The organism is Streptococcus sp. 27098_8_99 (genome assembly GCF_041431935.1).
In the GTDB taxonomy this organism is placed as follows: Bacteria; Bacillota; Bacilli; order Lactobacillales; family Streptococcaceae; genus Streptococcus; species Streptococcus parasanguinis_D.
The window spans coordinates 137,451-147,938 of record NZ_JAPVYQ010000004.1; the positions used below are offsets into that span (position 1 = coordinate 137,451).

The following is a 10,488-nucleotide window of genomic DNA, read 5'->3' on the forward strand; positions in this document are numbered from 1 at the left end:
AACCCAAGACCAGAACAACATCACCTAGTCTCCTAAAATTTCCCCCAGCAACCATGATTGGAAAGAAGAAAATCATAAAAATAACGATTGATTTTGCTATTAGAAATCCTTCTTCTTTCCGATCTTTCATCCTTAAAAAATCTTCATAGATAGCTTTGGCTTCTTCTCTGCTGTATTGCCCATTCTCTAACTTTCTTTTGATATCCTTATCCAAACTTGTCGTGGTTAAAACGGGCCTGTCTATATTTTCCTCCACAAAATCTCTCACCCGTTCTTGCAATTGGGGAACAACACGATCTGACGTTAAAAACTCTTCAAAGCTCACTAACTTATAGCCCTGTCCCTCATCTCCAAAGTAAATGCGATCAAACTCTTCTTGGGCTAGATTGCCAACTAGAAAAACGAACTGTTTCGTCTCATCCAAGAGGCCAGGATAGATCCCAGACCAGATGACGTCATCTTTCGACAGTTGGATGTTCAATTCTTCATAAACCTCACGCGCCACACACTCAAAAGGTGTCTCATTTCCTTCCCGACCACCACCTGGCAAGTCCCACATATTGGGGTAAGGAATCGTTTCTTTATCATCGCGCAAGATGGTCAAAATTTGCCCCTCACAAATCAAGGCAATTTTACAACCCGTAAATTCGAATCGTGCTTCTAAGCAATCCTCAAGCATGAGCTTTCCCTCCTAAAGCATGAGCTTTCCCTCCTAGTATCTCGGATAAGGATAAAAGGTGCTTTCATCTAGGCCAACTTTGCCTTCTTCAAAAACTTCTTGGTTCCAGACGATCTCAAAGCTCTCTGCTTCTTCGTCTGCTAAGAAATCCATGAGCTCATCCAAGGCCAGCTCGGCTGTATCTCGAAGGAAAGTCGCAAAATAAGCTAGAAATTCACGTGACAAGCCTTTTTTAGGCTCATAAGGAATCGCCGTTAAATAGGCATCTTCCTCCACATGCGACTTGGCTGGATTGTAGAAGATAACAGCTTCTTCAAAGAAGATATCCTCATCAGACTCTTCCCCAGCTTCATCAACTAGTGCAACCCCTCCCGTATTCTGTGCTTCCAAGAGAAAAGCCACTTCTACCGCATGGTTTTTCTTATCCCAATTGATCTCAAAATCAAAGGGAAAAACCTTGTCCATCTCCTCTTCTAAAACATCCAAAAATCCGTATTTAGACATAGCGTCCTCTTTCTAATTTCCCACTCTTAGAGCGGAATATGTTACAATAGTTACTACAATCTTACCATAAAAAACGCCTCTTTGAAAGGAGACAAAGCTAGAAAGGAGAAGGAAATGCCCGACAATCTCGCACTCCGTATGCGACCACGAACGATCGATCAAGTCATCGGTCAACAGCATCTGGTCGGAGAAGGCAAAATCATTCGTCGCATGGTCGAGGCCAATCGTCTGTCCTCTATGATTCTCTATGGACCTCCGGGGATCGGAAAGACCAGTATTGCTTCTGCGATCGCAGGAACGACTAAGTATGCCTTTCGGACTTTTAATGCAACGGTTGACAGTAAAAAACGCCTCCAAGAAATCGCAGAAGAAGCTAAATTTTCTGGTGGCTTGGTCCTGCTTTTGGACGAGATCCATCGCCTCGATAAAACCAAGCAAGATTTTCTCCTGCCATTGCTCGAAAGTGGTCTAGTCATCATGATCGGTGCAACGACTGAAAATCCCTTTTTCTCAGTCACACCCGCTATTCGTAGCCGCGTACAAATCTTTGAGCTGGAGCCTCTAACAACGGAGGAGGTCAAACAGGCACTGAAGACAGCGCTAGATGACCCCGAGCGTGGCTTTGACTTTCCTGTCGTGCTTGACGAGGATGCTTTGGATTTCATCGCTACCTCGACCAATGGAGATCTTCGCTCTGCCTTTAATTCTCTCGATCTAGCGGTGCTGTCGACCTCTGAAAATGCAGAAGGGATTCGCCATATTACGCTAGAGATCATGGAAAACAGCCTCCAGCGCAGCTACATTACCATGGACAAAGATGGAGACGGCCACTACGACGTGCTCTCTGCTCTGCAAAAATCTATCCGTGGTTCGGATGTCGATGCTAGTCTCCACTACGCCGCTCGTTTGATCGAAGCCGGAGATCTGCCCAGCCTCGCTCGTCGCTTGACTGTCATCGCTTATGAGGATATCGGTCTGGCCAATCCAGATGCGCAGATTCATACGGTAACAGCCCTTCAAGCAGCTGAGCGCATCGGCTTTCCTGAGGCTCGCATTCTCATCGCCAACATCGTCATCGATCTAGCCCTTTCGCCTAAATCCAACTCAGCCTACGTTGCCATGGACAAGGCGCTGGCTGATCTTAGAAGTTCTGGCAACCTTCCTATTCCTCGCCACCTCCGCGATGGTCATTACGCCGGAAGCAAGGAACTGGGAAATGCGCAAAACTATAAATATCCTCACAACTACCCTGGCAACTGGGTCAATCAGGACTACCTGCCAGACAAGCTCAAACACGCCTCCTACTTTATTCCCAATGAAAATGGCAAGTACGAGCGTGCTCTCGGAGCCACCAAGGAGAAGATTGATCAATTTAAGAAAAAGTGACATCGGTTTCAAAAAATTGAGATTTTCCCTTGAAATATTTTCAAAATGTGGTATCATATACATATAGAAACGCTGTGGTGTACGACTTCACACTTAAGTGTTGACCGACTATTTTTTGTATTATTAGGGAAACAAAAGACTTCTGGCAGTATGCAGGCCGTTTCACGCGGAAGCAGCTAAGTCAGAGCGAGTTGCCCACCTGCTTAATTGCGCGGGTTCAATACAAATCGTGAAGTATCGGCACCAATACAGCTTTTTATATTTGCCTCCTTAGCTCAGTTGGTAGAGCAGTAGACTCTTAATCTATGGGTCACAGGTTCGAGCCCTGTAGGGGGCATCAAACTTCAACAGTAAAAGCCTTGATAACCAAGGCTTTTTTGCTTGTCTTAAGAGCATTTGCCCCATCATTTGCCCCACATTTTTTTATGAGCAATCTCTCCAGATATCTCTGATTTGATTAAATTCCTCAAAAATTTTCTCTTCTAAAGTGTGTCCATATACTTCTACTAACATTGAAATATCTCTATGCCCTAGAATTTTTGCAATAACTCCAAGGTCAAAACCTTTGTGCCAGAGGTAGCTTCCATAGGTGTGACGTGCTCCTTTTGTCGTGATAATTGGATAAATGTCCAACTCATTTAAGAGAACACTCAAAGCTTTATTGACACTTGCAATATCTGGTACCAAGTGAATATATCCATAATGCTGAAAAATCATTTTATACCTATTCTTGATTCCTAGCTCTTTATTAGCCTTCTCCTGTTCAATTTTTAGGACTTGTAATATCTTAATGCATTCTTCATCTATCGGTACCATCCGAATAGACGTTTTGTTTTTTGGAGGGACAAATTTATGAGAAAGGGTATTATACCTCCTGTATGTTTTTAACAATCCTCTGTCAAAATCAACCTCATTCCAAGTTAACGCTACTAACTCTCCAAACCTCATGCCTGTTTTTAATAGAAAATAGACGATATAAGGAACAATTGAACGTTGGTAATCGAATTTTCTCTTTACTGCTAAAAGTAAATCCAGATAGTCCTTTTCTGTATGTAAATATTTCTCTTCTGTCATCTGTTGTTCTTTGGATGAAAACAACTCGACATGTTGTGTAAAATCATCTATTAGAACTTTGTCAGCAATTGCCATTTGGATGCTCTGATGAATCCCCGTATTCAATCTACCAAGAAAATTTCTACCAACTGTTTGCCCATACTTATTCATAATTCTTTGGTATTCACTCGCACGAATTTGAGTGACTTTTTTATTTCCAAATAATCTTTCAATTGTGTTTTTACGGAGAAGATATTTTTTCTTTGTTTCTTCCGACCTACTACTTGGTAAAATTTTTAGTTCAAGCCATTCTTGATAGAGATCGGCAAGAGAAATATCTCTAGAAATTCTTTTTCCTAAACGAAGTTCTTGCAGAATCGGTTCAGCTTCTGACTCTGCAAGTTTTTTTGTTTTAAAACCGCTATTATGAGCAACAGTTTTTCCTTCGTTACGAATTTCATAGGTCCATAAATTACTATCTCCTCGCTTTCGGTAACGAACACTTGCCATATTACGCCACCTCTGTTCCTAGAATCTCATTTACAACACTTTTTGGAACAACCATCAAACGTTTGCGATTATAAAATGTATAGCCTCGTGATACAAGTAATTCTCTTGCCTGATGGATGATATCATTTGCAGTGTGAGGGCGATAGCCCATTTCAATTAATTCTTTGTTGCTAATTAAATTATTATCCATAGTTATCCTCCTTATTGATTTTCTAAATTCAGAAACTCGCCTACAAGTAGTTGTAATTCTGTATTTAATTTAGGGAGATTCTGTATTAATACTTCTTTTAATTCTTCCGCAAATTGGTTCGTTTCTTCTCTCAATAGTTTGCGGACTCTTGTTTTTTTCTTTTTGACGCTATCTGATTTTAAATTTGGAAAAGCCAATGACAACCGTTCAGGATTGTTGAGAAAGATAATTGTAAATGCTCTTTGCTCCACTCGAATATGATCTAGCTTATAAAATCCGAAATTATCAAGTCGATTCATAATATCTTGGACCATCTCCTCCCCAATCGCTTTGGTTCTGAGTTGGAACTCCAATCTCCACCAAAACGGATTTACAGCCAAATCTAGCTTCTCTTCGCGCTTGTGAGCAATGATTTCTTTGTTCTTATCATATAACCTAACTTGTACATTACTACCGCTAGAACCCCAATATTTCGTCTCTAATTCGCCCCCTCTACCGTAGAAAACCTTATGGGTAACACCACCTTTAATATGTTGCAAATTAACGATTTCAGGCCTGTTGAAAATGTCAAATGCCAAATCAAAACGAGACAAACGTACCGTCAATGAATTCAATCTGGCAAAGTACATTAATTGCCTCCAAACTTTCATTCCATCAAATTCTTTTAAAGTATTAGGATTGAAATCAATTCGAATCAATTGTTCACCTCCATAAGTGGATAATTGGAAAAATATAATATTGATTGAATCATACTCATTAAAATCCTTAGCTAAAGTAAAGACATCATCTCGCACGTTATCATGTATTTCAAATGAGTCAACTCTTGTACTTATTGCCTGTTTCAGATTTTTGAAAATTCGTCTTAGGGAACCAGTGTCTGTATCCCAGATAACCGTTAATCTATCAATACTGACATCTAACCTCTGTACTAATTCTCCTATTTCACATCGTTCTTGAATGCTTCTTAAATCTTGTATAGAAACCAACAAAATTGTCCCCCCTTCTTTTAGATTTTTTAGGCCTCAGAAACACCGTCAAATCAACGTTTGCTCGTTCCGTCGTTCTTTGGACGTTGTCCTAAGTGTACCTTTTTGCTGGCTGTTAGAATAGCCAGCTTTTGCTTGGCTAGAAATTGTCTGGACGGCAGCCTGCAGGACTTCGCCTGACTTCCCGTCAGGCTCGTCCCTTGCCCTTGTCCACACAATTTCTAGCTCCAAGGCTTCGAATAGTCATCAGTCATAGTCATAGTCTCGTCCTCAAATTCCTCCTCACTCACTATTCCTAAACATATGAGTTATTTGTATCATTTATAACTTATTTGTAAGTTATAAATATATTTTATAAAAAATATTTTGAGTAGTCAACTAAAAACTTGATTTGTAAGTTTATAGGTGATAGAATAAGTTTAAAATACAACATAGGAGTTTATCATGACCTTTATTATTCAAAATTTTGGACCCAATTTGGCACGACTACGCATAGAAAAAGGAGTAAGTCAAACTCAACTTGCGGAAGATTTAGGAATCGGTAAACAATCCATCTCTGATTATGAAAAACAAAAAAGCTATCCTACCTTTGCAAATTTAGATAAGATAGCAGAATATTTTAATGCAACTCCAACTCAACTTTTTGGAACGAGTAAGGAGATTGAATTAGAAAAGAGTGTTCTTGAATCGAATGAATACTCTGATAAAGTAAGTGAGATCTTAAAGGCTGTCAAATACATCGAACATTTTCTACAAACTGATGGACAGTACTTAGAGGATTTACTTTACCTAACAAGAGGCAACCAGCTATACACAGAAGATGGAGATGAGTTGTATATTGATCCAACTTCTCAGAAAAGAACATTTCATAACCAATATGAACCTGGTTTTATTGTAGCAAGAGATAAATCCCCACTAGAACTCTTAATTGAAAATAAGGACCTATTAGATTAAAAAAAGCGAGGATATGTACTGATCCCAAAAGTTAGATTTTTTCTGTCTAACTTTTGGGGTGCAGTACATTTTCAACTCTCTTATTTATTTTCTTATCTCACATAATTACTTCACATATCCAGGCTCATCAAATTCATTTTTTTCAATAACATATGCCACATTTGCATCCTTATTGATCAAAGAACATATATCTATTAAACTACAAAAGCTCTCTGACCGCAAAATTCCGTTAATTTACAACCTTATTCCTACTTTCTATTTTACTTTTCTGACAGATAAGATTATAATAAGATATATTTATTTTCGGAGGTTTTTATGTCATTTCTATCAAAAAATTGGGCAGGACTGTTAGTCTGTCTGATCATTTCTATCATCTCTTGGGTTTTAGGAGGCTTTCTGCCTGTTGTGGGAGCACCTGTTTTCGCCATTTTTATCGGAATGATTCTCTACCCCTTTCTCACTTCCTATAAACAACTGGATGCTGGATTGACTTACAGCTCTAAAAAATTACTTCAATACGCTGTTATCTTACTCGGTTTCGGACTCAATATTTCGCAAGTTTTTGCAGTTGGGAAATCTTCTCTTCCCGTTATTCTTTCAACCATTTCTATCGCCTTGATTGTAGCTTATCTCTTCCAGAGATTTTTTGACTTAGATACAAAGATAGCTACCTTGATTGGGGTTGGTTCTTCTATTTGCGGAGGCTCTGCTATTGCTGCTACAGCCCCTGTCATTCATGCTAAAGAAAAAGAGGTGGCTCAAGCCATCTCTGTCATCTTTTTCTTCAATGTCTTGGCAGCTCTTATCTTTCCAACTCTAGGTTCTTGGCTCCATCTCTCCAACGAAGGTTTTGCTCTCTTTGCGGGTACTGCGGTCAACGATACTTCCTCTGTAACAGCCACAGCTAGCGCCTGGGATAGTCTGTATCATACCAATACTCTAGAATCTGCAACCATTGTCAAACTGACTCGTACCTTAGCTATTATCCCTATTACTCTCTTCCTCTCCTATTGGCAAAGCCGTCAACAAGACAACAACCAAGGAGTAAAGCTTAAAAAAATCTTCCCCGTTTTCATTCTCTACTTCATCCTAGCTTCTCTGCTAACTACCGTCCTTACTTCTTTTGGTGTTAGCAATAGCTTCTTTTCACCTCTCAAACAGCTCTCCAAATTCCTCATCATCATGGCTATGAGTGCTATTGGTCTCAAAACTAACCTCGTTGCTATGATCAAATCCAGTGGAAAATCCATTCTTCTTGGAGCCCTTTGCTGGATCGCTATCATCCTGACTAGTCTTGGCATGCAATTACTCATCGATATTTTCTAAGAAAAAAGGGAGCCTAAAGGCTACCTCAGAACGTAGACAAACGTCATTTTTGGCGTTTGTCTTTTTGTATCTTCAAAGATATTTTGTCTTATCATCTACTATTCCATCCAAAAATCTGATTTAAAGCAAAATAAAAAGGGATATTCCCTATCCATTTCGATAATTTTTTCATTAATTTGTTTTTCCATTTTATCCTCCGATTAGTCTCGCACTGATATTTATTGATAACAACACTATATTTCTAGTATAGCATAATCATTAGATATTATAGGTTTTCAAACCAAATGAGAGTCATTCGTTTTTGCCCCACTTTTGCCCCATTTTTAAATCATGACATTGGAAATACCTAAAAGTACTTCCCTAAAATCACTTATATTTCAATATTTTTAATTACTCTCAATATGAAAATCCTTTCCAAATCCATGTAGGGGGCATTTTTTTATGCACAAAAAGCCTTGAAAACAACTCAAGGCTTTTTGCTTGTCTTAAGAGCATTTGGCTCATATTTTTATATACTATAATGTAGCGTACGAAGTTAGAACATCCTGCATCATTGTTATTCCATTTAAAATAAAAAAGCACCTTTGAACCCTAGCAAACATTTGACAGCTCTTCATCGAATCCGCTATGATAAGGGTACTTGAAATTCCAAGTTTTCGTTGCATCTTAAATGTAAGGAGTCCAAAATGAAAATCTATTATTCAAAATATGTCGGATATGGCTCTCTGGCTTTTGCCTGTGCGCTCTTTATCCACTTAGCTTTTTTATCGATCCTAGGTTTTGAGGGTTTTCCAAAAATCACTTTTATCACTCTCATTCAGATCCTTTTATTTTTGATTGCGATCTATGCAACCATTGCTGGGATCAAAAGACTGACCAGTCGTCAGATCGCCTTTGAGCTGACTTCTGATGGGATCTATGCTTATCAGGGATTGATTCTGACAAAAGACATCTTTATCCCCAAGGAAGATTTGGTAACTGCAGCTTATAAAGAGGTCGACGTTAGTGACCCAGATCACCAGAATAGTAAGAGTTATTTTATCGAATTTCAACTGAGGGACAATACAGCACTAGAAAATCTCTCAAAATCGAATGTCATCATTAACACAGAGCACCATACCGTAAAACTCTTCGTCAATCTTTGTAAATTTAAGGAAGAAGATTGGCAAGATCTGTCCAAGTACTTGACGGAAGAATACCGAATAACCGTTTTATAGCAAAGAAAAGAGAGTGGGACAGAAATCGGTAATTCGTTAGAATTCGATTTCGTCGTCCCACCTCCGCACAGTTGAGTAGGGCTGTAAAAGCTGATGAAATCAGCGTAGTAGAGCCCACTCAACCACTGCGTCTTGCTCGACAATCCAAAAACAATTGAGAGGCTAGGACTTTTGTCCCAGCCTCTTTTTAACTGCTCCTAGTTCCCCATTTCCCCTTTGGGTACGAGCAGATAGAAAAATAGCAAATTCAATCCAAATACGGCAACAAAGAGCGCCAATTGAGAGACATCGATCGTTTGTTTCTCAGTCAAATCTTGGATCAGCTTTGTATAATAATAGCCTGGGAAAGCCCGTTGTAGCTTGCCAACTATGTCCATAAATCCTCCACTTGCGCCAAGCGTATCAAAGGGAATAATGGTCATAGCGGCCAAAATAATGACAGGAAAGCCAATGGTATCAATCGTCTTAGCATCTACCCTGACCCCGAGTACAAAGCCAATCACGCTAAAGTAGATCCCCATCAAGGATAAGAGGAAAAATTGTACCAACAGGCTAGTCGTCACTGGAAAGTGAAAACCTAAAACAGCAACTACTAGTACTGCTAAAAAGATCAAGCTGTTCAGAATCAGTTGTACGATCGATTGATCCCATAAATAGTTCTTGACACTATAGCTTGTAAAGTGGGATTCAAAAGAATAAAAGCCAATATCTGAGGCGATTCGCTTACTAAAGGTTGCAAGGCTATTGCCAATGACCCCGATAAATACGGCAATACCTAATAAAATACTTGGCGAAACCCCTTTTTGAAGCTGATAAAAGAAGATATACCAGCCTATGGGTAAAATAATGGTGAATAATACAAAGCGCTTATTTCGTAAAACTTGTTTTAATTGAATCTTTTTCATGCTTGTTCCCCTCCTTTATTCATCTCTTCTCGGAAATACTGCTCAATGGTTTGACCAGCCTGATGAATGTCCTCGACAGACTTTGTGGCAGCAATTCGACCATCTTTTAAGATCAGGACTTTTGTAAAAAAGGCATCAATTTGGTTAAAATCATGGGTCACCACAACAGAGGTAAACTCTTGCTGCTCCAGCAATTTCCAAAAATTATCCACTGCTTCCAAGTCCATACCAGTCGTTGGCTCATCTAAAAAAATCAACCTTGGATGATTCAAAATGGTTAACAACAAGGACAAGCGTCTCTTTTGACCACCAGAAAGACTTCCCACCATCTGCTCTCTTGATTCTCTCAATTCAACCATTTCTAAGAGTCCATTGATATCAGCCTGCTTCAGCTGATTCATCCGGCTTTTTAATTCGACGAATTCAGCAAGGGTTAGATCCTCGATGAGCAGATCCCCCTGTGGCATCATCCCAATTTCCCTTTGAAAATCAAGCGAAGTCTTTATCGTCCCCGAATCGGCCTGAAGTTGCCCAGCGATAATGTTGAATAGGGTGCTTTTCCCTGCTCCATTATTTCCCAGCAAGGCAATTTTGTCTCCTTCTTCTATCGAAAAAGACACTCCCTTTAATACAGCTTTCTCCTTAAACGATTTTGTAATAGATGCTACCTGAAACATACGATCCCTCTTTTCTTATTGATCTTGTGTACAGTATACTTCAAAGGGACAGGCTTTGTGGCTCTCTGTCAGAATCGGTCAGAAAATCGTCGCGAATGGTC

At 39.4% G+C, this 10,488-nt stretch carries 11 protein-coding genes, 1 tRNA gene, 1 other RNA gene and 1 pseudogene; 6 read left to right on the top strand and 8 right to left on the bottom strand.

The features are described 5' to 3' along the window. Positions 1-241: 241 nt before the first annotated feature. Both O3605_RS03740 and O3605_RS03745 read right to left on the bottom strand, forming a co-directional pair. Positions 242-679, bottom strand: a pseudogene (locus tag O3605_RS03740) (NUDIX hydrolase); the annotation flags it as partial. A 33-nt stretch (positions 680-712) separates the two neighbouring features. Next, positions 713-1,183 carry a DUF3013 family protein gene (locus tag O3605_RS03745; RefSeq protein WP_155199193.1) on the bottom strand — a complete coding sequence of 157 codons (471 nt, stop codon included), beginning with the start codon at positions 1,181-1,183 and terminating at the stop codon, positions 713-715. Positions 1,184-1,297: 114 nt separating this feature from the next. Between O3605_RS03745 and O3605_RS03750 the strand changes: the two genes are divergently transcribed. The 3 genes from O3605_RS03750 to O3605_RS03760 all read left to right on the top strand — a co-directional run bounded on the left by O3605_RS03750 (position 1,298) and on the right by O3605_RS03760 (position 2,906). Then, positions 1,298-2,569 (top strand): replication-associated recombination protein A, encoded by a 1,272-nt coding sequence (locus O3605_RS03750; protein ID WP_003013609.1) that lies wholly within the window; start codon positions 1,298-1,300, stop codon positions 2,567-2,569. A 66-nt stretch (positions 2,570-2,635) separates the two neighbouring features. Next, positions 2,636-2,828, top strand: a non-coding RNA gene (gene ssrS, locus O3605_RS03755) — 6S RNA. Positions 2,829-2,833: 5 nt separating this feature from the next. Beyond that, positions 2,834-2,906: transfer RNA gene (locus O3605_RS03760), tRNA-Lys, on the top strand. 86 nt (positions 2,907-2,992) lie between these two features. Here the strand turns inward: O3605_RS03760 and O3605_RS03765 are convergent. From O3605_RS03765 to O3605_RS03780, 4 genes are read right to left on the bottom strand one after another with little or no spacing between them, the layout of a single operon-like run. Further along, the gene (locus O3605_RS03765; RefSeq protein ID WP_155199192.1) at positions 2,993-4,132 is read right to left on the bottom strand and encodes a tyrosine-type recombinase/integrase; all 1,140 of its coding nucleotides are present in this window, start codon (positions 4,130-4,132) and stop codon (positions 2,993-2,995) included. A gap of 1 nt (position 4,133) precedes the next feature. Then, positions 4,134-4,322 (bottom strand): DUF3173 domain-containing protein, encoded by a 189-nt coding sequence (locus tag O3605_RS03770; protein WP_000369785.1) that lies wholly within the window; start codon positions 4,320-4,322, stop codon positions 4,134-4,136. 11 nt (positions 4,323-4,333) lie between these two features. Beyond that, entirely contained in the window at positions 4,334-5,311 is a 978-nt protein-coding gene (locus O3605_RS03775; RefSeq protein ID WP_371585282.1) for a replication initiation protein, read from the bottom strand. A 45-nt stretch (positions 5,312-5,356) separates the two neighbouring features. Continuing rightward, positions 5,357-5,539 carry a hypothetical protein gene (locus O3605_RS03780; protein WP_048790917.1) on the bottom strand — a complete coding sequence of 61 codons (183 nt, stop codon included), beginning with the start codon at positions 5,537-5,539 and terminating at the stop codon, positions 5,357-5,359. A 213-nt stretch (positions 5,540-5,752) separates the two neighbouring features. Between O3605_RS03780 and O3605_RS03785 the strand changes: the two genes are divergently transcribed. The 3 genes from O3605_RS03785 (at position 5,753) to O3605_RS03795 (ending at position 8,805) form a co-directional block, all read left to right on the top strand. Then, on the top strand, positions 5,753-6,262 hold the full coding sequence (locus O3605_RS03785) for a helix-turn-helix domain-containing protein (RefSeq protein ID WP_014712806.1): 510 nt from the start codon (positions 5,753-5,755) through the stop codon (positions 6,260-6,262). Between the two features lie 315 nt (positions 6,263-6,577). Then, complete coding sequence (locus O3605_RS03790; protein WP_371585283.1) at positions 6,578-7,588, top strand: YeiH family protein; 1,011 nt, start codon at positions 6,578-6,580, stop codon at positions 7,586-7,588. Positions 7,589-8,274: 686 nt separating this feature from the next. After that, complete coding sequence (locus O3605_RS03795) at positions 8,275-8,805, top strand: hypothetical protein (RefSeq protein ID WP_371585284.1); 531 nt, start codon at positions 8,275-8,277, stop codon at positions 8,803-8,805. Between the two features lie 197 nt (positions 8,806-9,002). On the opposite strand, the gene O3605_RS03800 is transcribed toward O3605_RS03795, so the two are convergent. After that, the gene (locus O3605_RS03800; protein ID WP_371585285.1) at positions 9,003-9,710 is read right to left on the bottom strand and encodes an ABC transporter; all 708 of its coding nucleotides are present in this window, start codon (positions 9,708-9,710) and stop codon (positions 9,003-9,005) included. Continuing rightward, positions 9,707-10,387 carry an ABC transporter ATP-binding protein gene (locus O3605_RS03805; protein WP_371585286.1) on the bottom strand — a complete coding sequence of 227 codons (681 nt, stop codon included), beginning with the start codon at positions 10,385-10,387 and terminating at the stop codon, positions 9,707-9,709. Before O3605_RS03805 ends, O3605_RS03800 begins: the two co-directional genes overlap by 4 nt. Positions 10,388-10,488 lie beyond the last annotated feature (101 nt).